The organism is Pseudarthrobacter sp. 01T43 (assembly GCF_056398665.1).
The window spans coordinates 67,040-89,089 of sequence record NZ_JBFTPV010000005.1; the positions used below are offsets into that span (position 1 = coordinate 67,040).

Here is a 22,050-nt window from a genome sequence, read left to right on the forward strand (position 1 = left end):
CCTCCGTCACCTCCTGACGGCCCAGCAGAACGGAACACCACCCCATGCCCCTGGCACCCTGGCAAGCAGCCATGATCACCCCCGATGAAGACTTCGACGGCGCCCCGCTCCTGCGCAAGGAATTCCAGCTGGCAGAAGGCCACGGCCCCGTGGCCCAGGCGACGCTCCACGCCACCGCATTCGGCGTCTACGAGGCCTTCATCAACGGCGTTCCCGTGGGCGACGACGTGCTCAGCCCGGGCTGGAGCTCCTACGAGTGGCGCCTCCGCTGGCGCAGTTATGACGTGACGTCGCTGCTGGGACCCTCCACCGTTATCGGGGTGTCCTTGGGGAACGGCTGGTACCGGGGGCGGCTGGCCTGGCACGGCATGTCCAACCTCTACGGCAGTGAGTTGGGGTTCTTCGGGCAGCTGGACGTCGAGTTCGCGGACGGTTACCTGCAGTCCGTCGCCTCCGACAGCACCTGGCAGTCCGGCCCGTCCGCCACCACCGCGAACGACCTCTACGACGGGCAGACTATCGACGCCCGCCGCAACCAGCCCGGCTGGGCGGAGCCGAACTTCGACGCCGTTGCGTCCGAGGGTGCCTGGACGGGCGTGCACACTCTGGAGTTCGACGCCGGCCGGCTGGCCGAGCCGGTGGGCCCGCCCGTGGTGCGCGCCGGCGTCGTACGCCCCGTGAAAATCTCCACATCCCCAGCAGGCAAGACGCTGGTCGACTTCGGCCAGAACCTGGTGGGCTGGCTGCGGTTCACCGTCCAGGGCGCGGCGGGGGAGACCATCACGGTCCGGCATGCGGAAGTGCTGGAAGACGGCGAACTCGGGGTCCGCCCGCTCCGCTCCGCCAAGGTCACGGACACGTTCATCCTGTCGGGCCGCGAGGACTTCTTCGAGCCCACCAAGACGTTCCATGGCTTCCGCTACGCAGAGATCACCGGCTGGCCCGGCACACTCACCGAGGACTCGCTGGAAGCCGTGGTGGTCCACTCCGAACTGGAGCGCACCGGCACCTTCGAGTGCTCCAACGAACTCGTCAACCAGCTGCACCGCAACATCGTCTGGGGCCTGCGGGGCAACTTCCTGGACCTCCCCACGGACTGCCCGCAGCGGGACGAGCGGCTCGGCTGGACCGGTGATATCGCCGTCTTCGCGCCCGCCGCGGCGTTCCTCTACGACGTCAAGGGCTTCCTGCAGGACTGGCTCCTGGACCTCGCGGCCGAGCAGAAGGCGGCGGACGGCCTGGTGCCCATCACCGTCCCGGACGCGCTGAAGTACTGTCCGCAGCCGCCCGAATTCCCGAAACCGGAATCCTCCGCGCTGTGGAGCGAGGCCTCCGTCTGGGTGCCGTGGGCGCTGTGGGAAGCGTACGGCGATGACAGCGTCCTGAAGAACCAGTACGAATCCATGACCTCGCACACCCGCCGGGTGGAGGGCCTGCTGTCTCCCGCCGGGCTCTGGGACACGGGCTTCCAGTTCGGTGACTGGCTGGACCCGGACGCCGATCCGGACAAGCCGTGGGATGCGAAGGCGGACACCGGCGTGGTGGCCACGACGTGCATGTTCCGCACCGCCTCGATCACGGCCCGCACCGCCCGGCTGCTGGGACACCAGGACGACGCCGAGTACTTCGAGCAGTTGGCGGCACGGGTGCAGACCTCGTACCTGGAGCATTACGTGACCACTGACGGCACCATCCACAGCGACTGCACCACCGTTTATGCTCTCGCCATCGCCTTCGGGATCCTGCCCAATGCCGAGCACGTGGACTTCGCCGGGGAACGCCTCGCCGAGCTGGTCCGGAAGAACAACTACCGCGTGTCTACCGGATTCGCCGGGACCCCGTTCATCACCGGAGCCCTGACAGGTACCGGCCACAGCGAGGAGGCCTACCGCCTGCTCCTGGAGGAGGGCTGCCCCTCCTGGCTGTACCCGGTGACCATGGGCGCCACCACTGTCTGGGAACGCTGGGACTCCATGCTGCCGGACGGCACCATCAACAAGGGCGAGATGACCAGCTTCAACCACTACGCCCTCGGCGCCGTGGCGGACTGGCTGCACAAGGGGGTCGGCGGGATCAGCCCGCTGGCACCGGGCTACAGCAAGGTCCGGATCGCGCCGGTGCCCGGCGTTGGCATCGACTGGGCCAAGACGTCGCTGCAGACCCCGCACGGAACCGTCCGCGTGGAATGGAAGCTCGACGACGGCGCCCTCCACGTTGAGGCGACGGTACCTGAGGGAGTGGAGGCCGACGTCGTACTTCCGGACGGTGAGCTTCGCACCGTCCAGGGCGGTATCCATCACTTCGAGGGCTACCTTGCGGCCGCCGAATTGGACCACCAGGGAAGCCGCTGATGGGCCGCGGCGGGCTGCAGGAGGCCGTTCAACAACGTCGCCTCGGAGAGATCCGGATGCGCGACCCGTTCATCCTTGAACCGGTTCCCGGCGAGTTCGTTTTGTTCGGGACCAGCGACCAGAACATCTGGGGCGGACCCGCAACTGGGTTCGACTGCTACACCAGCCACGATCTTGAACAGTGGGATGGCCCGTTCGCCGCGTTCCGCCCACCAGTGGGCTTCTGGGCAGATACGCAGTTCTGGGCGCCGGAGGTTCATGCAATTGACGGTCGGTTCTTTATGTTGGCCACCTTCGCCGCCTCCAACGGGGCGCGCCGCCGTGGCGTCGCAGTCCTTGTCTCGGACCGTGCCACTGGCCCGTACGAACCCTGGAGTGACGGGCCGGTGACACCGGCGGATGAACCTTGCCTCGACGGAACACTCCATACTGACGATGACTCCACCCGCTGGCTTGTCTACAGCCGCGGGCCGGAAGGGACACCCGACCGACGGGGGATCGCTGACGGCGAAATGTACGCCCTCCGCCTGTCAGAGGACCTGCGCGGCGGCGTCGGCGAGCCAGTCCTGTTGTTTGCCGCCTCCTCGGCGGGCTGGACCCGGCCGCTGCGTTTTCCTGAGGGGATCGAACCTCCACAGGACCTGCACCTGGCCCCTGACCCCCGGTTCACCGACGGGCCTTTCCTGCTCCGCTCCGACGAGGGGACACTGCTGATGCTGTGGTCAAGCCACGGTGAGGCGGGGTATGGGATAGGCATCGCCGAGTCGGAGACCGGAACCATCACGGGGCCCTGGATTCACCACGATGACCCCCTATGGTCCAGCAACGGAGGTCACGGCATGGTCCTTCGTGCGTCCAGCGGGCGGGACTACCTGGCTTTCCACTGGCCGAACAACACCCCCGACGAACGCGTCCAGCTCACCGAAGTGGAAATCACAGGGGCCAGCGTCACGATCCTGTGATCACTCGGGTGCCTGGCGCATGTCCAGGTGCGGCCTGTGGTCTCGATCTGCGACGATGTGCGAAATGAAAATTCCCAGGAGGATGCATGCCGTACACCGTTGATTTCAAGAACGTGTCCACCGTTGGTCTGGAGTCGTCACCCGTCGCGGAGGCCCTGGCGGGGCTGCGCGCCAATGAGGCGCGCTACTTCAAGAACAAGTACGACCACGATTTCACCGTCACCCGTGCAGACGAGGCGCCGGAGACGCTCGACTGGATCCACGGGATTCTCTCGAGCGAGCGCAACATCGCCATCTCCTCCCGCTCGCTTGAGGTGTCATCCTTCGAGGTGGAAGGTACCCGGATGGCCTACGTGTTCTACGAGTCCGGCCTGTCCATCAACGTGATGTACGGCCTCGAGGAGGGCGCGAAGCGGGCCGTAGGGTTCAAGCTGTCCGACGGAATGGAAATTCCGGAGGAGCTGGCGTCCAGCTTCAAGTTTGCCCGGCAAAAATCAAAGCTCGCCGGCACCATCCGCGGCTCCTACTTTGTGATCAAGGGCCAGCACTGAGGCCAGTGCCTGAAGGCTTTCCAAAGAATGGAATCAGCCCCTGCGGGTCTGTCCGGGAGGCGGAAGGATCGATCGGAGGGCCTACGCCGGCTGTGGCATCTGCAGTTAGCGGTTGTTGGCAGGCAAGGCCACTGCAACGACTGATTGAGAGACGCCGCAACCGATGAAATCCAACCCCATTCTCTCCGGGTTCAATCCGGATCCGAGCATCGTTAGTACGCCAGAGGGCTACTACGTTGTTACCTCGTCGTTCGAATACCTGCCGGCGCTGCCCATCTATCACAGCAAGGATCTGGAAAGCTGGCAGCTGGTGGGCCACGTGGCGACGCGCGAAGAGCAGGTCCAACTTGCGGACGTACCCACGCCCGGGGGTGTCTGGGCGCCTACCCTCAGAGTCCGGAACGGTGTGTTCTACCTGATCGTCTCGGTCTTCCTCGGCGGCCGGGGCTGCGTCCTGTTCACTGCAACCGACGCCGCCGGGCCCTGGAGCGACGGGACCGTCATCGAGGCAGTGGACGGCATCGACCCCGATCTCGCGTGGGACGACGAGGGTACCGCGTACGTGACGTTTGCCCGGCACCCCGACGCGATCCAGCAGGTGAGGGTGGACCTTGCGACGGGACAAGCGCTCGAAAAGCCACGTCCCTTGTGGTCCGGCAGTGGGCTCTATTCCCCTGAAGGGCCGCATCTTTACCGCCGCGGCGACTGGTGGTACCTGATTGCGGCAGAAGGCGGGACCGACCGCGGCCATGCGGTGACAGTCGCCCGCTCGCGCCGGCCCGACGGACCCTTCGACCCGGCACCGCACAACCCTATCCTCACCGCGGCGGGGACAGGCGCGCCCGTCCAGAACACCGGACATGCAGACCTCTTCGAACTGTCCGACGGCGGCACTGGGATGGTCTTGCTCGGCGTTCGTCCGGTGGGCCTCACCCAGGCGTTCTCACCCTTGGGCCGGGAGACGTTCCTGACCACGGTGGACTGGATTGATGGCTGGCCGCATCCCCGGCCGCCGCAGCCGGCCGGTGTGCGTTCGGAGGAGGTCGAGTACGACTTCACGAACGGCGCGGGCCTGGAAGATCCGGCGTGGATCGCTGTGCGCCGGATGCCTGCGGAATTCGCGGCACGCACCCCCGACGGTCTTGTTCTCAAGGGGGAGGGGAACAGCTTGGATTCGCCCCGGCCCAGCTTCGTCGCCCAGCGGCAGCGCCACCTTGGGGTCGACTGCCGGGCGGTGCTCGACGTCAGCTCCGGCACGGGCGGACTCGCCTTCCGCAACGCCGAGGACAACTGGTTCGGCATCGAAGCCAAACAGCACGGGGACACCATCAGGGTCACCGCCCGCGTCGTAGTCGCCAGTTTTGAACGCACATGGGAAGCAGTAGTTTCCCGCGGCGACATTGAGCTGACGGTCCTGACCACCCCGCCACCGGCGGACTTCAGTGCCGGCGCCGTCGGCGGCGACAGAATCCGCCTCCTGGTGAAGGCGTCAGAGGCCGACGCTGGCGACGAAGGTGTGGTTCTGGCCGAACTCGATGGAAGGCACTGGGCATTCGAAACCGCCAAGGCGTTCACCGGCCGGGCGTTCGGTGTCTACGCCGTGGAAGGCGAGGTCCTGGTGCGGCGTCTTCACTACCGCGGCAGGGACTGACAGCCAGGGTGACCGGCGGTTAAAAGGCACCCGGAAGTGGAACCCTTTGCGGGACGCATGTAGTCATTGCGAGCATTGCCAGTTCAACTTAGGACAAGGCAGTTGGCCGCTTGGAATGTCGATCTGACTTTGATCCCAGTTTGGCGGTAAATGGCAGTCTCCTTGGAACCCATATCAGCCGGGATCCGGTGTGGTTCCGGCTCTTCCCACCAGCGATATTCTGGTGGGAAGAAGGTTTGGTTCCACCGTTCCAGTCGTTCAGGCTCAAAGGAGATGTAGAGATGGTTGAACGTCGCACGGTGACTGTTCCCCATCTTGTTGGGCAGCCTGTGCATATTGTCGAAGAGATGGCGGCGAACATTGGACTGGGTCTCACAGACGGGAACCCTGACGGGCCGGGGATGCGTTCGCGTACGTGGCCGGGGCTGTTCTGGGTGACCTCCCAAGATCCTCCCGCAGGGTCGGTCCTTGAGTGGGCGAGCCAAATCAGGATTACCTTCGTTGAGGACGGTCAAACCCGCAGCGACGTGCCTGCGCGGAAGGGCGGGCCGCCCCCCTCACTTCATGCGGAGGCTGAGGAGGACGGGTGAGAGCAGTTCGAGAGAACCAGTCAGTGGGCTGATCTCTGCGAATTCCTCCGCCGTGGCGATTCTCATAACGATGTCTCGAAATCTTCTTCGTGAATCGGTGCATCCACCGTTAGTTACTGGACACTTCGGAGCAGCCCATGATGCAACTGACCGATGGTGAACCTTGGCAGCCGGCCCCGCCGGTCACCGACAGCCAGCCGCGAAGCGCAGCACATCATCCTTCAGTTCACCCCTCCGAGTGCGTCCGCACGTCCGGGCTGACCTCGGCAAGGTGGCCCAGGTTCCTGGAGACTGCGCGTGCCGTGGCGCGCACCGCCGGTGCCAGTACGTTGGGCGGCGTGGAACCATCCGGGACCACAATGGAGAGGGCCGCCACCACGGATCCCTGGGCGTCAAAGATCGGCGACGCCACCGACACCGTGCGCGACGGGGCCGAGCGGCGGATCATGGCAATCCCGGTGCGCCGGACGTCGGACAGGGTACGGCGCAGCTGGCCTTCGGGCATATGGTCCACTCCGGGTTCGTTTTCCGGCGGTTTCCGGAGCGTGGCCTCCTGGAACTGCTGGTCGGCGCCGGCCAACAGCACCAGCCCGACAGCGGTGGACCGCAGCGGCGCGCGCCCGCCCACCCGGTAGGCCACTTCGGTGGCTTCCTTCGAGGACAGCCGCTCGATGAGCACGGCCTCTTCGTTGTCGCGAACGGCAAGCAGCACGTGATGGCGGGTCACCTCGAAGAGGTCCTCCAGGTAGGGCAGCGCGATCTCGCGCACTCCGTGGCCCCGCGGCGACAGGGACGCCACCTCCCACAGGCGAACCCCCACGACGTACCGGCCGTCGTCGAGCCGTTCCAGCGCGCCCCACGCAACCAGCCGGGCGATCAGGCGCAGCGCGGTGGGCGCGGGCATCCCGGCGTGCCGCGCCAGTTCCGAAAGGGTCAGCGCCCGACGGCGGTCGGAAAAGACCGCGAGCAGGCTCAGCGCCCGGTCAATCACCGGTTCGCCCTGCTTGGGCCGCTTCCCGCGGGTGGGGCTGGTATCGGTGTCCGGTTGGACAGTCATGGCCTGTGGTCCTTGCGCCGTTACGAGTTCGGACCGCAGTCCGTGAGCTAGAGCACAATACCATTCCAACCAATGAAAGAACCCTGTGGGCTTCACCTTGTCGGATACGAAGCTGGAACCCCAGATACCCCACGTTCAGGAGCCCTTCCGCATGACCGCCCCCACCAGGCTTCGCGCCGAAAACCTCCGGGAAGCCCTGGGCGTCACCGTGTCCGAGCCCCGGCTCAGCTGGACCCCTCCGGCAGGAACAACGGAACAGGCGGCATACCGCATCACGGCCACCAACGGCTGGGACACGGGCCGGGTTGCGTCCGGGCGGCGCCGGGTTACATACTCCGGCCCGGCGCTGCAGTCACGCAGCCGGTTCCAGTGGCGAGTCCGCACCTGGAACACAGGTTCGGAAGGCACTGAAAGCGTCTCCGATTGGTCGGAGCCCATGCCGGTGGAGCTGGGACTCCTGCACGCCGCGGACTGGACGGCGCAATGGATCGGCCCGGACGAGCCGGAAGTTCCTGCCCCCGGCGAACGCCCCGGCTATGCCCTGCACAAAACCTTCACCCTGAATGCAGCACCGGAAACAGCCCGCGCCTACGCCACCGCCCACGGCATCTACGAACTGTTCCTGAACGGCGAGCGGGCGGGGGACCAGCAGCTCACCCCCGGCTCCACCAGCTACAACACAACCCTCCAGGTCCAGGCCTACGACGTCACGGCGCTGCTGCGGCCGGGCACGAACAGCATTCGGGCCGTCCTTACTGACGGCTGGTACCGCGGGACCTTCGGGTACACGCGCGACGCCGACATGTACGGCACGCAGACGGCATTCCTCGCGCAGCTGGAACTGCAGTCCGGGGACAGCAGGACGGTCATCGGCACCGATGAGTCCTGGCTGGTATCGCGAACGGAAATCGTCAGTGCGGACCTGATGGGCGGGCAGCGGGTGGACTTCCGCGTGCCGCACGCTGCCGACGGCAGCGCACCTCCGGCGAGCGCCGTCGTCCGCCAAGGCAGCTACGAAACGCTGACCGGTCCGGTGGCGCCGCCCACCCGGATCGTGGAAGAGCTCACGCCGGTCTCCGTCAACCGCCTGGCCAACGGACACCAGGTGGTGGACTTCGGCCAGAACATCCATGGCTGGGTGCGGCTCACAAAGCTGGGTGCGGCGGGGGAGAGGGTCACCCTCGTCCACGGCGAGGCGCTGGATTCTCGCGGTGACGTCACCCAGGACCACCTGCGCCCGCACGACTTCAAGCGCCCCGGCCAGTTCCTGGCCGCCGGGCAGGTTGACGAGGTGACGGCGTCGGGAGCTTTGGGCGAAGTGTTCGAGCCGCGGCACACCACGCACGGCTTCCAGTACGTGTCCATGCAGGGCCTCGCCGCGGACCTGGCGCCGGAGGACATCACCGCCTGCCTGGTCCAGACCGACCTGGAACCGATCGGAACGTTCACCTGCAGCGACAGCCGCCTGAACAAGCTTCACGACATTGTGGACTGGGGTTTCCGGGACAACGCCTGCGAGGTGCCCACCGACTGCCCGCAGCGGGAGAAGGCCGGCTGGACGGGGGACTGGCAGTTGTTCGTGCCCACGGCTGCATATCTCTACGACGTGACCGGCTTTTCGCGGAAATGGCTCAACGACGTCCGCGCCGACCAGTGGGCGAACGGCGTCATCGCCAACATCTCGCCGTCGCCCGGCCCGGAAGCCACCGCGGCGGACTTCATGGCTTTCGTCAACGGCTCGGCCGGCTGGGGCGACGCGATGGTGATGGTGCCGTGGGAGCTGTACCTGGCCACCGGAGACGCAACGATCCTCGCCGAGAACTGGGATGCCATGAAGCGCTGGCTGGATTTTGTCCGGACCACCGCCGAATCTCACCGGCACCCGGTCCGCACTGCTGCCAGCCCGTTCCCCGCGGAGCACGAGAAGTACCTCTGGGACACCGGCTTCCACTGGGGCGAATGGATGGAACCGGACGGCCCGGAGCCGGACCTGTTTGCCGCCCGCTCCGCCGATCATGGCATTGTGGCCACCGCGTATTACCGGAACACCACCGCGCTGATGGCGAAGATCGCCGGCGCCCTCGGACACAACGGGGAAGCCGCCGAGCTCGCTGAACTCTCCGAAAAGGTCCGGCAGGCCTGGGCGTCCGAATACCTTGACAACGCCGGGCAGGTCGCTGAACCGAGCCAGGCCAACTGCGTCCGTGCCCTCGCGTTCCACCTGGCCGGCCCGGAGCAGCGCGCCGCTGTCACCTCCCAGCTCGTCGCTCTGATCAGGGCTGCCGGCACGCATGTGGGGACCGGGTTCCTGGCCACGCCCTATCTGCTGCCGGTCCTCGCCGACAACGGTGAACCGGACCTGGCCTACGAACTCCTCATGCACGACTCGGAGCCCTCGTGGCTGACGATGGTGGACCGCGGCGCCACCACCATGTGGGAGCTGTGGAACGGCCTCGACGCCGACGGCGCCCCGCACCAGTCCCTGAACCACTACAGCAAGGGCGCCGTGGTGTCCTTCCTCCACCGCTACACGGCAGGGCTGCGGCAGGCCCCCGGCAGCGCCGGCTACGAGCGGATCATCATCGAGCCTCTCCCGGGTGCAGACCTGACGTCCGCGGCCACCTCACATCGCGGCCCGCAGGGCCTGATTGAGGTGCGGTGGGCAACGGACGACGGCGGGCTGCAGCTTCGCGTTGCCGTCCCCCCGGGCACCACCGCCGAAGTCCGCCTGCCCGGCCGGCCTCCCGCCGTCGTCGGACCCGGAACTCACCGGTTCACTGCCCCCGCCACCCGCCAAACCACCGAACGTCCCCAGCTTGTAAGGAGCACACCATGAGTGTCAACGAAGCCACCGAGGTCTACGAAACCGGACTGCCCGATGCTGCCCGGCCGGGCGGCGTGACGGTTCCGCCGTTCCCCGTCTACGACGCCCCGGGTATCTCCGAAAACGTCTCGGACGTATCGGCGGTGCACCGGGAAGTCACCTATGCCCGCGCCATCGGCTTCCGGCCGCTCAAGATGGACATCTGGCTTCCCCGCCGGGCCATCGGACCTGTCCCGCTGGTGGTGTGGGTCCACGGCGGCGCGTTCCAGCTCGGGGACCGGCGCGAACTGCCGCCCACCTTCGCCCCGGATTCGGTGTTCCGCCTGCTCAACGAGGCCGGGATGGCCTGCGCGACCATTGACTACCGGCACTCCCTCGAGGCGCCCTTCCCGGCCCAGCTGCATGATGCGAAGGCCGCAGTCCGCTATTTGCGCGAATTCTCCGGGGACCTTGGCGTCGATCCGGACCGGTTCGGGGCGTGGGGCGAATCCGCGGGCGGCCAGCTGGCCGCAATGCTGGGACTGACCGGGAACCGGGAAGACCTGCACGGCGGCCTCGGCGTGCAGGGGCACCCCAGTGCCATCAGCGCCGTCGTGGATTTCTACGGAACCTCCTCACTCGCCCAGATCCCGCCGAGGGACGAACTGGCCGGGCTGTTCCCGCCCGCCTTGACTGCCGACGTTCCTGCCGGGATGCCCCTTCAGCCCGGACCCATGCTGGTGGGCGGCTCGGACGACCCCGCGCTCCTGGCCGCGGCCAGCCCGGTGAGTTACGTGACCGCCGGCGCGCCGCCGTTCCTCCTGATCCACGGCGATAGCGACGGCCTGGTTCCCCACGAGCAGACCGACCTCCTTGCCGCCGCCCTTGCAGGCTCCGGGGTGGAGCATGAGGTGGTCACCATCAAGGGCGCGGACCACTGCTTCTTCGGCGCGGAAGACCAGCTGGACGCCATCCTCGCCGCCGCCGTCGGCTTCTTCGCGGAAAAGCTCGGCACGCCGTGACAGCCCGGCAGCGGGAGGCATCCGCTCCTGCCGACGGCGGGACACTGGCGCCCGACGCGGGCTTCGCGCAGTACCTGGCGGCGCCGGAGGGACCGGAAACCATCGCGGAACACGTGGGCCCCGATGTTCCCACCCGGACCGTCACCGCGGACGGCCGGCACGGTCCGGTGGCGATCCGTATTTACGGCGAGGCGGGCCGCGCGTCCGGACCGGCGCTGGTGTGGCTGCACGGCGGAGGCTTCGTCAGCGGCGGGCTGGACATGCCCGAATCGGACTATCTGGCACGGGTGCTGTCATCCGCCGGGACGCCGGTCCTCTCCGTGGACTACCGGCTGGCCCGCGACGGGGTGCACTTTCCCGTGCCCCACGACGACGCCCTCACCGGCTGGTTCTGGGCCCGCAGGAATGCCGCCGGGCTTGGCGTGGATCCGGCACTGATGTGCCTGGGCGGAGCCGGCGCGGGCGGCAACCTCGCCGTGGGAGCAGCGCTGTATCTGACCGACGCCGGAAAGTCCCTCCCAGCGAAGCTCCTGCTGGCCTACCCCTTCCTCCACGCCGAGCTGCCACCGCCTGCGGGCGGACTGGACGAGGACGTGATGGCGACGCTGCCCAGGCACCTGCGCTTCACCCCCGAGGACGGGCTGCGGCAGGCGGAAAACTATGTGGGCGGCCCGGTGAGCATGGCGTCTTCATATGCCATGCCCGGCTACGCCGATCCGTCCGGGCTGCCGCCGGCGGCCATCGTCGCGTGCGAGTACGACGACGCCCGCGGCTCCTCGGAGAGCTTCGCCGCCAACTTGGAGCGCGCCGGAGTTCCGGTGTCCTTCTTCCTGGCCCGCGGCGCAGTCCACGGCCACCTCAACCACGCTGCGGGCAGCCCGGAGGCGCAGCCCGTCCTGGATTTCCTGGCGCGGGAGCTGGCCTCGGCGGCGTTTCTGTAGAAATTGATTCGCTAGCGTTGGACGCCTGAGTGGCGGGTCCGGCCAGAGGGGATCTCGACGTAGTAGATGAAGCCCGCGGCCGGCGCGAGGAACGGGTGTGTCCGGTGGCGGACGGGCCGGTATTCATGGCCGAAAGGGTCTCGCACCGTCGCCTCTTCGAGGTGATCCAGCCCTGCGAGGAGGCCATCGACGTCCCTGAGTGTGGCCGGATGCGTTTCTTCGCCGCCGACATCGAGGGTCCATGATGTCCCGTTGGCCTTGCTGGCGCGTTCCAGGGAAAGGGTTTCAAACAATTCGGCCAGAAGAGCTTCCCGACTTACGGGGTGGAAGCGCTGCAACCGGTGGGCGTGCAGGTTCCGGTGTTGGTTGTTCATCCATGCCGCGCGGAGCCAGTTGGATTCCGCCGGACCGAACGAGGGGCCGAGGACGAGGTTCCTGTCCCCATCCAAGGTCAGGCGGCGATTATTTCCGTCCCGGTCGAGAACGCAGGCCGCTTGTTCCACGTACTCCAGGTCTCCGAGCATGGCGGACTCCGACGGGTAGTAGGTGAAATCGCCGACCTCATCGACCACGACGTAGTCTTTCGGAGGCGTGCCCGGGACGGTGGAACCGCGTGCCGTTCCCTTGATGAAGGCAATGCGCTGCATGGTGAATTCATCTCCTGAGGAGGGCCGGTCMACAGCCCGAATGGCCATGGATTCCTCTCTTTCATCACATCACTGAACAGAGCGGCCGCCCGGATCTTAATAGGTTTCATATGCCGGACAGCGGAGTTTTAACGCTTCCTTAATGAATCCCCAGCAGATACGGACACTGAGCGCCTAAGTTCCTGTTGCGGGCACACGGTGCAGCCGTAGGTTCAGGGCTGGAATCTGTAGCCGATGCCGGCTTCTGTGAGGAGGTGGCGGGGGTTGCTGGTGTCCGGCTCGAGTTTGCGGCGGAGCTGGGCCATGTAAACGCGGAGGTAGTTGGAGTCTTTGGCGTAGGCGGGTCCCCACACTTCGGTCAGCAGTTGGCGGTGTGTGATGAGTTTTTCGGGGTTTCTGACCAGGATCTCCAGGACGTTCCACTCGATGGGCGTCAGGCGCACGTCGGTGCCGGCGCGGGTCACGCGGTGCTTGGCGAGGTCAACGGTGAAGTTGTCGGTTGTGATGATGGGGTCGGGTGTTTTCAGGTCCGCGGTCCGGCGCAGCAATGCGCGGAGCCGGGCGAGGAGTTCGTCGGGTCCGAAGGGTTTGGTGAGATAGTCGTCGGCCCCGGCATCGAGGGCTTCGACCTTGTCGTCGGAGGTGTGGCGCGCCGAGAGCACGAGGATGGGGACGAGGTTCCAGCTCCGGAGTTCTTTGATCACGGTGGTGCCGTCGATGTCGGGCAGGCCGAGGTCCAGGATGACCAGGGCTAGCGGGTGCTGTGTTGCGGCCAGGAGCGCGGACCGGCCATTGATGGCGGTCGTGACCGTGTAGCCGTTGGTTTCGAGCGCGATTTTCAGGACTTTGAGCAGGTGCGGGTCGTCATCGACTACCAGGACGCCGGTCATGGCCGGTTCGTCCGTGGAGGTGACGCCGGGGAGTTGTGGATCCGTCCGGTCAGGAACGACTGCGGGACCAGGGGGGCCTGGTTGTGCTGATCATCGGCTGGCGCTCCGGTGGACAGTGGCAGCCGGATGGCCATGGTCAGGCCACCTCCCGGGGTTTGTTCTGCTGTGAGGGTTCCTCCCATGGCTTCGGTGAATCCCTTCGCCACTGCCAGCCCGAGGCCGACGCCGGTGGTCTGCGGGATATCGTCGAGGCGTTGGAAGGGCTGGAACATTTCAACCACGCTTTCTGCCGGGACGCCCTGGCCGTGATCGACGATACGGAGTTCGCCGGCAGGACGTCCTTTCAAGGTATCGGTGCTGAGGCCGCCGGCGGTTCCGACGAGGACGATGTCCGATTCGGGTGCGTATTTGACCGCGTTTTCCACGATGTTGGCGATGACGCGTTCGAGCATCCCCGGGTCTGCCTCGATTTCGGCCATGTTGGGTGGAAGCTCCGTGCGGACACGGCCCGAGGGGACGGCATGGAGGGCTGCGGGGAGAACCTCGTACCAGCGCAGCGGCCGGAGGAGCGGTTTGGCGGCGTCGGAGGTGATTCGGGACATGTCCAGGAGGTTCCCGACGAGCAGGTCCAACCGGTCCGAGCACTCATCGATGGTTTGGAGCAGTTCGTGTTCCTGATCGGGGGCGTAATGCCGGCCGTCCTGAAGGAGCATGCCGACGGAGAGTTTGATCCCGGCCAGGGGGGTGCGCAGGTCGTGGGATACGGCTCTGAGGATTGAGGTGCGCATGGTGTTGCTTTCGGCGAGGCGGAGGACCTGCTGACGGCTGGCGGCCAGTTGCTGGCGTTCCAGTTGGGCGGCAAGATGCACGCCGAACGCGCCAAGAAGCCTCCGGTCGCTGGCCGGCAGGGCACGGCCGAACAGGACCAGCCGGGTGGCGGGGTCGATCTGTTCGGTGTTGTCGGTGCGGAGGTCCGGGGGTACGGAGGAATCCCCGTTCTCTGTAGCGGGTCCGGGGACCTCTCCGGCCCTGGCGAGGATTTTCCAGTTACTCCCTGCTGGGCTGTCCCGGTTGTTGGCGGTGGCGTACAGGGCTGCACCGCGGACGCTGAAGACGTCCAGCGCCTGGTGCAGCAGGTCTTTGACGGTGTCCTCGGAGCCGGCCGCACCCCGTGTGAGGTCTGAGAGAGTTGTCGCTTCGGCGCGGGCGCGGGCGGCTTCTTTGGAACGGCGTGCGGAGAGGTCAACCACCGTGGCCACGGCGGCGGACACGCCGACGAAGGCCAGGAGTGACAGGACGTTTTGTGGATCGCTGATGGTGAGGGTTCCGACGGGCGGGGTGGAGAAGTAGTTGACGAGCAGGCTGCTGAAGAGAGAGGCGAGGATTGCCGGCCATAGTCCGCCGATGAGCGCCACCGTTACGGATCCGGTCAGCTGGACCAGAACGGCGGTGGCGACGTTCTGGTCCGGATTGAGGCCGAGCACCAGTTGGAGCAGCGCCGGCAGCACGATCGAGAGAACGAAGCCGACGGTCACGCGCGCGCGTCCGAGGTCGCGTTCGCGTCGGCGGCCGGGACCTCGCCCGACCAGCGGGTGGGAGACCATGTGGACATCGATGTCCCCCGACTCGCGGACCACGCGGGTTCCGATGCTTCCGCCAAGCAGACCCCCGAGAATCCCAGCGACTTTTCCGCGTCGGGAGATGCCGACGACGATCTGGGTGGCATTGACGCTGCGGGCGAAGTCCAGCAGGGCGCTGGCCGGGTCCTCCCCGGCCACGATGTGGTAGCTGCCGCCGAGGTCCTGAATCAGGTGGCGCTGGGCTTCCAGCGCCTGGGGCGACTCGCTGGCCACCCCGTCAGCGGCGCGGACGTGCACGGCGAGCAGATCCCCGCCGTTGACCCGGTTCAGGATCCGGGCCCCGCGGCGGATCAGGGTCTCGCCTTCGGGGCCGCCCGTCAGCCCGATGACGATGCGTTCGCGGGCCGGCCAGGTGGCCTGGATGTCGTTCTCCGCCCGGTATCTGGCCAAGCCTTCATCGACCCGGTCCGCAAGCCACAACAACGTCAGTTCGCGCAAGGCGGTGAGATTGCCGAGACGGAAATAGTTGGAGAGTGCGGCGTCGATCTTGTCCGCGGTGTAGATCTTGCCGTCGCCCAGGCGCTGGCGCAGCAGCTCCGGGGAAATGTCCACCAGATGAATCTGATCGGCACGGCGCACCACGTCATCGGGCACTGTCTCGGCCTGGCGAACTTCGGTGATGGAGCCGACCACGTCCCCGAGGGATGCGAGATGCTGAATGTTGACTGTGGACAGGACATTGATGCCGGCGTCTAGGAGTTCATCGACGTCCTCCCAGCGTTTGCCATGCCGGCTGCCGGGGATGTTTGAGTGCGCGTATTCGTCGACGATCGCTGTCGCCGGTGCACGGTGGAGCACGGCATCCAGGTCCATTTCCTCGAACTCGGTGCCCCTGTAGGGGAGATGCCGGGGAGGGATGACTTCGAGCCCTTCGAGCAGCACACCGGTCTCGGCGCGCCCGTGGTCCATGGCGAAACCGACGACGACGTCCTCGCCGCGTTTGGTCAGGCGGTGGGCTTCCTCAAGCATTTCGTATGTCTTGCCGACTCCCGGTGCGGCCCCAAGGAAGATCCGCAGTGTTCCACGTGCCATGCCGTCATTCTTTCACTGACAGGGCCCGGGCATCAGGGCCGGCTGGAGCCGGAGGCAGCGGCCACGGCGAGGTTCAGGGCTGTGACGTTCACGGCGGGCTGCCCCAGGAAGGCTGCCAGGCCGCCATTGGTATTCCGGTCGACGAGGGCTTGGACAGTTGCGGTGCTGAGACGGTGCGCCGCGGCGACACGGGCTACCTGAAGCCTGGCGTACTGCGGGGATATGTCAGGGTCCAGCCCCGACGCGCTCGCGGTCACTGCGTCCGTTGGCACCTCTGGCTCGCTGACGCCTTCGGCGGCGGCGACGGCGGCCCGGTTGGCCGTGACGGCGTCGAGGAGTTTGGGATCGTTGGGCCCGAGGTTGCTGGCCGAGGACGAGGCAGGGTCCCAGGTGACGGCCGAGGGCCGGGCATGGAACCACAGCGGGTCCTGGGCGCCGGAGTTGTCGGCCTTTGCCTGGGCGATCAGCGCGGAAGCCGCCGGGGCACCGCCGCCGTCCCTCAAGATGGATCCATTGGCCTGGTACGGGGCGATGAGCTGCCCGATGCCAAAGACGCCTGCGGGGTAGGCCAAACCGAGGATGACGGTGGCCAGTAGCAGGAACCGGGCGGCGGTTCCTGCCTGGCGAAGATAGCCGGTCACAATGTTCATGCTGCGATTCCTAACCGATGCCGGGGATCAGGGAGATGATCAGGTCGATGAGTTTGATGCCAATGAACGGTGCGATGAGGCCGCCGAGCCCGTAGATCAGGAGGTTCCGGCCCAGGGCCTGGTTGGCCGAGACCGCACGGTATTTGACACCGCGCAGCGCGAGGGGCACCAGGGCGATGATGATCAGGGCGTTGAAGATGACCGCGGACAGGATGGCCGAGGCAGGTGTTGCCAGGCCCATGATGTTCAGCAGACCGAGCCCGGGGAAGGCGTCGGTAAACAGGGCCGGGACGATGGCGAAGTACTTGGCCACATCGTTCGCCACGGAAAACGTGGTGAGCGCGCCGCGGGTGATCAGGAGCTGTTTGCCGATGCCGACAATGTTGATGAGCTTGGTGGGGTCCGAGTCGAGGTCCACCATGTTCGCGGCTTCCTTGGCGGCGGGCGTGCCTGAGTTCATGGCGACACCGACGTCGGCAGCGGCCAGGGCGGGGGCGTCATTGGTGCCGTCCCCGGTCATGGCGACCAGGCGCCCGGCGGCCTGCTCCTTTTTGATGACCGCGAGTTTGTCCTCCGGGGTGGCCTCGGCGACGCAGTCATCGACGCCGGCCTCGCCGGCGATGGCTTTGGCCGTGACGGGGTTGTCGCCTGTGATCATGACGGTGCGGATGCCCATTTTCCGCAGCTCGGCGAAGCGGGCGTGCATGCCGGGTTTGACGACGTCGGCCAGATGGATGGTGCCCAGGATACGGGCACCGTCACCGGCGGTTGAGGCGACAAGCAGCGGTGTGCCGCCCTGCGCCGAGATTTCCTGCACCCGGAGGGTCACCTCGGGAGGAGTGTGGCCGCCCAGATCGTCAACGAACGCGGCCACTGCGGAGGCGGCGCCCTTGCGGATCATCCGGCCGTCCAGGTCCAGACCGCTCATGCGCGTGCTGGCGGTGAACGGGACCACGGTCAGCTGACCGGAGCGGCGTTCGAGCGCGGCGAGGTCCGGACCGGTCACGTCCGTCTCCCCGGCGAGGTCCACGACCGAGCGTCCCTCCGGGGTGTCATCGGCAAGGCTGGAAAGCCGTGCCGCTTCGATCATTTCGGTCCTGTCCACACCGTTGGCGGGGAAGAAATTGACCGCGCGGCGGTTGCCGTAGGTGATGGTCCCGGTCTTATCCAGCAGCAGTGTGGTGATGTCGCCGGCGGTTTCAACGGCACGGCCGGAGGTGGCCAGGACGTTGTGCTGGACGAGGCGGTCCATGCCGGCAATGCCGATCGCCGGGACCAGGGCCCCGATGGTGGTCGGGATCAAGCACACCAGCAGTGCGACGAGGACGATCGGTGACGGTGTCGCCCCGGCCAGGGATGCGAAGGGGGCCAGGGACATGGTGACGGTCAGGAAGACGATGGTCAGGGAGACGAGCAGTACGTGGAGGGCGATTTCGTTGGGTGTCTTCTGCCGGACGGCCCCTTCGACGAGCTTGATCATCCGGTCGATGAAGGTTTGGCCGGGTTCGGCGGTGATGCGGATGACGATCCGGTCCGAGAGAACCTTGGTCCCGCCGGTGACGGAGGACCGGTCCCCGCCGGATTCCCGGATAACCGGGGCGGATTCGCCGGTGATGGTCGATTCGTCGACGCTGGCCAGGCCCTCGATGATTTCGCCGTCGGAGGGGATGACATCCCCTGCCTCGCAGATGACGACGTCGCCCCGGTGCAGTTCCGTCCCGGGAACCTCTTTGAGCGCGCCGCTGCCCAGCCGGAGTCGGGCCTGGACGCCTGTGCGGCTGGCCCGGAGGCTGTCGGCCTGGGCCTTGCCGCGGCCTTCGGCGATGGAGTCGGAGAGCGTTCCGAAGAGCACGGTCAGCCACAGCCAGGCCGTGACTGCGATGCCGAATACCGAGGGCCGGTACAGGGAGATCCCCGTGCACAGGGCCGCGCCCACGAGCACGGTGAACATGACCGGGGAGTGGATCATCTGGGCCGGGGCAAGTTTCCGGACCGCAAGGGGAAGGGCCGCCGCGACGGACGAGACTGTCAGCTTCGCCGGGGCCTTGGTGTGGTGTTTGTGTTCGCCGGGGGTGCCCAGGGGGTTGCCGTCCGCATAGGTTTGGGCGGCCGTGTTGTTGATGGTGTCCATGCTGGACCGGGTCATTTCAGGAGTCCTTCTGCGAGGGGGCCCAGGGCCAGGGCCGGGAAGTAGCTGAGTGCGGTCATGATGAGTGTCACGCCGAGCAGCAGCGCGCCGAACAGCGGTCCGTGGGTGGGTACGGTCCCGGTGGAGGCGGGGATTTGGGCCTGCCGGGCGAGGGAACCGGCCAGCGCCAGGACGAGGACGATCGGCAGGAACCGGCCCAGCAGCATGGCCACGCCGAGCATCGCCGAGAGGTACGGGCCCGAGGTGGTGATGCCGCCGAACGCAGAGCCGTTGTTGTTGGCCCCGGAGGTGAAGGCGTACAGCACCTCACTGAACTGGTGGGGCCCGGTGGCCGGAGCGTTGGCCATGACCTCCGGCAGCAGGACGGTGATGCCGGCCAGGGCCAGCACCAGGAGCGGGGTGACCAGGATGTACATCGCGGTCAGCTTCATCTCCCGCGGACCAATCTTCTTCCCCAGGAATTCCGGTGTCCGGCCGACCATGAGTCCGGCGATGAAGACGGAAATGATGGACAGGATCAACAGACCGTAAAGACCGGAACCAGTTCCGCCGGGGGCAACTTCGCCGAGCATCATGTTCACCATCGCCACGCCTCCCGCCAGTGGCGGGAGGGAATCATGGGCTACGTTGACCGCGCCGGTGGACGTGAGCGTGGTGGACGCGGCATAGATCGCGCTTGGAGCGGCGCCTAACCGCTGTTCAAAGCCCTCGCCGAGACCGCCAGCGGCCGCCGTCGCTGTTCCCTGTGCGGCGGCCGCGGCCCAGCCGGTCAGGGCAGTGCAGCCCAGCCACAGAGTGCCCATGACGGCGGCAACGGTGTAGCCCTGTTTCCGGTCTCCCACCATCCTGCCGTAGGCATAGGGCAGGGCAGAGGGAATCAGGAGGAGCAGGAAGACTTGGAACAGGCTGGTGAAGACGCTGGGATTCTCGAATGGGTGGGCGGAGTTGGCGTTGAAGTAGCCACCGCCGTTGGTCCCCAGGATCTTGATCGCTTCCTGTGAGGCGACTGGCCCGCCAGGGATGACCTGCGTGGCTCCGGTGGCGGTGTTGGTGACCGTTGCGGGCCCGAAGTTCTGCACCACACCGCCGAGGACCATCACAAGCGCCGCGATGCCGGCCAGCGGGAGCAGAACACGGAAGCAGGTCCGGGCCAGATCAACCCAGAAGTTGCCCAGCCGGTCAGTCTTCGTCCGGGCAATGCCGCGGATCAGGGCAACGGCAACGACGATGCCCACAGCAGCTGAGAGGAAGTTCTGCACGGCGAGCAGCACCATCTGCACGAAGATGCCGACCGTGGTTTCAGGAACATAGGTCTGCCAGTTGGTGTTGGTGACGAACGAGATGGCAGTGTTCATCGCCACCCACGGGTCAACACCGGCCAGGGAGCCGGCGCCCGGCAGCACCCCCTGCAACCGCTGGAGTCCGAACACCACCAGGATGGACACGGCCGAGAAAGCCAGCACGCTGCGCAGGTACACGGACCAGGTCTGTTCGGTGCCGGTGTCCACGCCAGCCAGCCGGTAGAACACACGCTCGGGCCGGGACGAGGTCTTGCCTTCGAAAACCCGGGCCAGGTAGACACCCAGCGGCTTATGCACGGCCGCCAAGGCCAGGACGAGTGCCACGACCTGGACGAGGAATGAGGTGGTGTTAAAGCTCATGATCCGCTCACCACCTGTCAGGCCGGATCAGGGCTGCCAGCAAATACCCAAAAAGGCACAGTCCCGCCATCAGCAGGACAAGCCACATGACGGCGTCAGCGCTCATTGCCCGTCCTCCGCCCAGTCACCGGAGCCGTTGACCATTCCGGTCAGGAGCTGACCGATCCACATCACGAATCCCATGGAGACCATGAGGATTCCAATCACAGCCATATCGGCCATTGCAGGTTCCTTTCGACTGTCCCTTTGCGGGGCTACTTCCAGTCAAACCGTGGAAAACCAGCGTCAAGCCGTTCCTAACGGATCCTTAATGCCCTCACCCGGAATCTTGATGCGTTCCTAACGCCTGTGAACTGTCCGCAGGGGCTCTGCCGAACGATGAGCATGGTCATGTCCAGCCCTGATGCGCGGCATGCTGGGTGGTCGCGAAGCTGTTTCATTGAGTGAAACCGGCCACGCGGGGCGAGCTCCCTCTACGCCAGAGTTGAGTAGTGACGCGGTCCACATCGGTGGTCCGGCGCATGAAAGAAACGGCGCGGTAAGACATGGAGCCAACGATGACGGCAGGGCGGGTCCTGAAGGGCATCGAGTTCGCCCACCCCGAGGGATCGGCCCCGCTGCTGCTTGACCTGTACCTCCCCGCAGCCCCGAAGGAGTCCGCGGCTTTGCCGGCGGTCATCCATTACCACGGCGGCGGCTGGCGGGTAGGGTCCCGCTCCTCCCTTGGCCCCTCCGTGGACGCCCTGGGTTTGAGCCCGATTGAGCGCCTGGTGGATGCCGGGTTCGTAGTGGCCTCGGCGGATTATCGGCTGAGTTCAGTGGCCACCTTCCCGGCCCAACTGCTGGACGCGAAGGCTGCAGTCCGGTGGCTTCGGGCCCATGCGGCTGACTGCAACGTGGATCCGGACAGGATCTACGCGTGGGGCGACTCGGCAGGCGGCCACTTGGCCAGCCTGGTGGGGCTGACCGGCGGGTCCCCGGAATACGGCACCGATGCCGGCGAGCTCACAGGCGTCAGCGACATGGTTGCCGCCGTGGCCGCCTGGTACCCGCCCACGGACCTCCTCCGCATGGGCGAACAGGCCCTGCCCGACGCCGCAGCCAGCGCCGATGATCCCGGCTCGCGGGAGGCGCTCCTCCTGGGTGCCCAGCCGGCCGAGGCGCCGGACACGGCAGCCGCCGCAAGCCCCATCACGTACGCGGGGGAGCACGCGCCGCCGTTTTTCCTGGCGCACGGCACCGCGGACCGCTTCGTTCCGCCGGCCCAGTCCGCCACCCTGGCCGCGGCGCTGGAAGCCGCGGGCGCCGACGTCGAACTTTTGCTCATTGAAGGCGCCGACCACATGTGGCAGCTGCCGGGGGAGGACCCCACAGCGGCCGCCAAGGCCGCCGACGCCACCATCGATTTCTTCCGCCGCCAGGCGCACAAGCCCTGACCTACGCATCCCGGGCA

Annotated in this window: 17 protein-coding genes; 9 read left to right on the forward strand and 8 right to left on the reverse strand. The window is 66.7% G+C overall.

The window, feature by feature from the left end:
• Positions 1 to 44 precede the first annotated feature (44 nt).
• From AC1DIM_RS07435 to AC1DIM_RS07455, 5 genes are all read left to right on the forward strand, one after another.
• Positions 45 to 2,351 carry a family 78 glycoside hydrolase catalytic domain gene (locus AC1DIM_RS07435; protein WP_477709858.1) on the forward strand — a complete coding sequence of 769 codons (2,307 nt, stop codon included), beginning with the start codon at positions 45 to 47 and terminating at the stop codon, positions 2,349 to 2,351.
• The gene (locus AC1DIM_RS07440) at positions 2,351 to 3,313 is read left to right on the forward strand and encodes a glycoside hydrolase family 43 protein (protein ID WP_477709859.1); all 963 of its coding nucleotides are present in this window, start codon (positions 2,351 to 2,353) and stop codon (positions 3,311 to 3,313) included. Before AC1DIM_RS07435 ends, AC1DIM_RS07440 begins: the two co-directional genes overlap by 1 nt.
• Before the next feature lie 86 nt (positions 3,314 to 3,399).
• Complete coding sequence (locus AC1DIM_RS07445; RefSeq protein ID WP_477709860.1) at positions 3,400 to 3,864, forward strand: phage tail protein; 465 nt, start codon at positions 3,400 to 3,402, stop codon at positions 3,862 to 3,864.
• Between the two features lie 163 nt (positions 3,865 to 4,027).
• Positions 4,028 to 5,515, forward strand: coding sequence for a glycoside hydrolase family 43 protein (locus tag AC1DIM_RS07450; protein ID WP_477709861.1), 1,488 nt, complete (start codon positions 4,028 to 4,030; stop codon positions 5,513 to 5,515).
• Positions 5,516 to 5,796: 281 nt separating this feature from the next.
• Complete coding sequence (locus AC1DIM_RS07455; protein ID WP_477709862.1) at positions 5,797 to 6,105, forward strand: PASTA domain-containing protein; 309 nt, start codon at positions 5,797 to 5,799, stop codon at positions 6,103 to 6,105.
• Between the two features lie 226 nt (positions 6,106 to 6,331).
• Here the strand turns inward: AC1DIM_RS07455 and AC1DIM_RS07460 are convergent, their stop codons facing one another.
• Positions 6,332 to 7,162, reverse strand: a complete 831-nt coding sequence (locus AC1DIM_RS07460) for an IclR family transcriptional regulator (RefSeq protein ID WP_477709863.1) — start codon at positions 7,160 to 7,162, stop codon at positions 6,332 to 6,334.
• Between the two features lie 151 nt (positions 7,163 to 7,313).
• Between AC1DIM_RS07460 and AC1DIM_RS07465 the strand changes: the two genes are divergently transcribed.
• The 3 genes from AC1DIM_RS07465 to AC1DIM_RS07475 are packed head-to-tail and all read left to right on the forward strand — an operon-like array spanning position 7,314 to position 11,928.
• On the forward strand, positions 7,314 to 9,998 hold the full coding sequence (locus AC1DIM_RS07465; RefSeq protein WP_477709864.1) for a family 78 glycoside hydrolase catalytic domain: 2,685 nt from the start codon (positions 7,314 to 7,316) through the stop codon (positions 9,996 to 9,998).
• Entirely contained in the window at positions 9,995 to 10,987 is a 993-nt protein-coding gene (locus AC1DIM_RS07470; RefSeq protein ID WP_477709865.1) for an alpha/beta hydrolase fold domain-containing protein, read from the forward strand. The genes AC1DIM_RS07465 and AC1DIM_RS07470 overlap by 4 nt, the downstream gene beginning before the upstream one ends.
• On the forward strand, positions 10,984 to 11,928 hold the full coding sequence (locus tag AC1DIM_RS07475; protein WP_477709866.1) for an alpha/beta hydrolase: 945 nt from the start codon (positions 10,984 to 10,986) through the stop codon (positions 11,926 to 11,928). The genes AC1DIM_RS07470 and AC1DIM_RS07475 overlap by 4 nt, the downstream gene beginning before the upstream one ends.
• 11 nt (positions 11,929 to 11,939) lie before the next feature.
• Here the strand turns inward: AC1DIM_RS07475 and AC1DIM_RS07480 are convergent, their stop codons facing one another.
• From AC1DIM_RS07480 to AC1DIM_RS07510, 7 genes are all read right to left on the reverse strand, one after another.
• Positions 11,940 to 12,575, reverse strand: coding sequence for a hypothetical protein (locus AC1DIM_RS07480; RefSeq protein WP_477709867.1), 636 nt, complete (start codon positions 12,573 to 12,575; stop codon positions 11,940 to 11,942).
• Between the two features lie 212 nt (positions 12,576 to 12,787).
• Positions 12,788 to 13,465, reverse strand: a complete 678-nt coding sequence (locus AC1DIM_RS07485; RefSeq protein WP_477709868.1) for a response regulator — start codon at positions 13,463 to 13,465, stop codon at positions 12,788 to 12,790.
• The gene (locus AC1DIM_RS07490; RefSeq protein ID WP_477709869.1) at positions 13,462 to 16,137 is read right to left on the reverse strand and encodes a DUF4118 domain-containing protein; all 2,676 of its coding nucleotides are present in this window, start codon (positions 16,135 to 16,137) and stop codon (positions 13,462 to 13,464) included. The genes AC1DIM_RS07485 and AC1DIM_RS07490 overlap by 4 nt, the downstream gene beginning before the upstream one ends.
• 32 nt (positions 16,138 to 16,169) lie before the next feature.
• Entirely contained in the window at positions 16,170 to 16,787 is a 618-nt protein-coding gene (gene kdpC / locus AC1DIM_RS07495; RefSeq protein WP_477709870.1) for a K(+)-transporting ATPase subunit C, read from the reverse strand.
• Between the two features lie 10 nt (positions 16,788 to 16,797).
• Positions 16,798 to 18,933: a potassium-transporting ATPase subunit KdpB gene (kdpB, locus tag AC1DIM_RS07500; RefSeq protein ID WP_477709871.1), complete on the reverse strand. Its 2,136-nt coding sequence runs from the start codon at positions 18,931 to 18,933 to the stop codon at positions 16,798 to 16,800.
• Entirely contained in the window at positions 18,930 to 20,597 is a 1,668-nt protein-coding gene (kdpA, locus tag AC1DIM_RS07505; protein ID WP_477709872.1) for a potassium-transporting ATPase subunit KdpA, read from the reverse strand. Before kdpA ends, kdpB begins: the two co-directional genes overlap by 4 nt.
• 7 nt (positions 20,598 to 20,604) lie before the next feature.
• Positions 20,605 to 20,703, reverse strand: coding sequence for a potassium-transporting ATPase subunit F (locus AC1DIM_RS07510; protein ID WP_477709873.1), 99 nt, complete (start codon positions 20,701 to 20,703; stop codon positions 20,605 to 20,607).
• A gap of 451 nt (positions 20,704 to 21,154) precedes the next feature.
• On the opposite strand from AC1DIM_RS07510, the gene AC1DIM_RS07515 reads away from it, so the two are divergent.
• Positions 21,155 to 22,033, forward strand: coding sequence for an alpha/beta hydrolase fold domain-containing protein (locus AC1DIM_RS07515; protein ID WP_477709874.1), 879 nt, complete (start codon positions 21,155 to 21,157; stop codon positions 22,031 to 22,033).
• The last annotated feature ends 17 nt before the right edge of the window (positions 22,034 to 22,050 follow it).

Coding starts and splice junctions, on each gene's coding strand:
- AC1DIM_RS07480 (WP_477709867.1), bottom strand. CDS start 12,575: ATGCAGCGCATTGCCTTCATCAAGGGAACGGCACGCGGTTCCACCGTC.
- kdpA (WP_477709872.1), bottom strand. CDS start 20,597: ATGAGCTTTAACACCACCTCATTCCTCGTCCAGGTCGTGGCACTCGTC.
- AC1DIM_RS07490 (WP_477709869.1), bottom strand. CDS start 16,137: ATGGCACGTGGAACACTGCGGATCTTCCTTGGGGCCGCACCGGGAGTC.
- AC1DIM_RS07450 (WP_477709861.1), top strand. CDS start 4,028: ATGAAATCCAACCCCATTCTCTCCGGGTTCAATCCGGATCCGAGCATC.
- kdpB (WP_477709871.1), bottom strand. CDS start 18,933: ATGACCCGGTCCAGCATGGACACCATCAACAACACGGCCGCCCAAACC.
- AC1DIM_RS07515 (WP_477709874.1), top strand. CDS start 21,155: ATGACGGCAGGGCGGGTCCTGAAGGGCATCGAGTTCGCCCACCCCGAG.
- AC1DIM_RS07435 (WP_477709858.1), top strand. CDS start 45: ATGCCCCTGGCACCCTGGCAAGCAGCCATGATCACCCCCGATGAAGAC.
- AC1DIM_RS07510 (WP_477709873.1), bottom strand. CDS start 20,703: ATGAGCGCTGACGCCGTCATGTGGCTTGTCCTGCTGATGGCGGGACTG.
- AC1DIM_RS07465 (WP_477709864.1), top strand. CDS start 7,314: ATGACCGCCCCCACCAGGCTTCGCGCCGAAAACCTCCGGGAAGCCCTG.
- AC1DIM_RS07485 (WP_477709868.1), bottom strand. CDS start 13,465: ATGACCGGCGTCCTGGTAGTCGATGACGACCCGCACCTGCTCAAAGTC.
- AC1DIM_RS07440 (WP_477709859.1), top strand. CDS start 2,351: ATGGGCCGCGGCGGGCTGCAGGAGGCCGTTCAACAACGTCGCCTCGGA.
- AC1DIM_RS07455 (WP_477709862.1), top strand. CDS start 5,797: ATGGTTGAACGTCGCACGGTGACTGTTCCCCATCTTGTTGGGCAGCCT.
- kdpC (WP_477709870.1), bottom strand. CDS start 16,787: ATGAACATTGTGACCGGCTATCTTCGCCAGGCAGGAACCGCCGCCCGG.
- AC1DIM_RS07445 (WP_477709860.1), top strand. CDS start 3,400: ATGCCGTACACCGTTGATTTCAAGAACGTGTCCACCGTTGGTCTGGAG.
- AC1DIM_RS07460 (WP_477709863.1), bottom strand. CDS start 7,162: ATGACTGTCCAACCGGACACCGATACCAGCCCCACCCGCGGGAAGCGG.
- AC1DIM_RS07470 (WP_477709865.1), top strand. CDS start 9,995: ATGAGTGTCAACGAAGCCACCGAGGTCTACGAAACCGGACTGCCCGAT.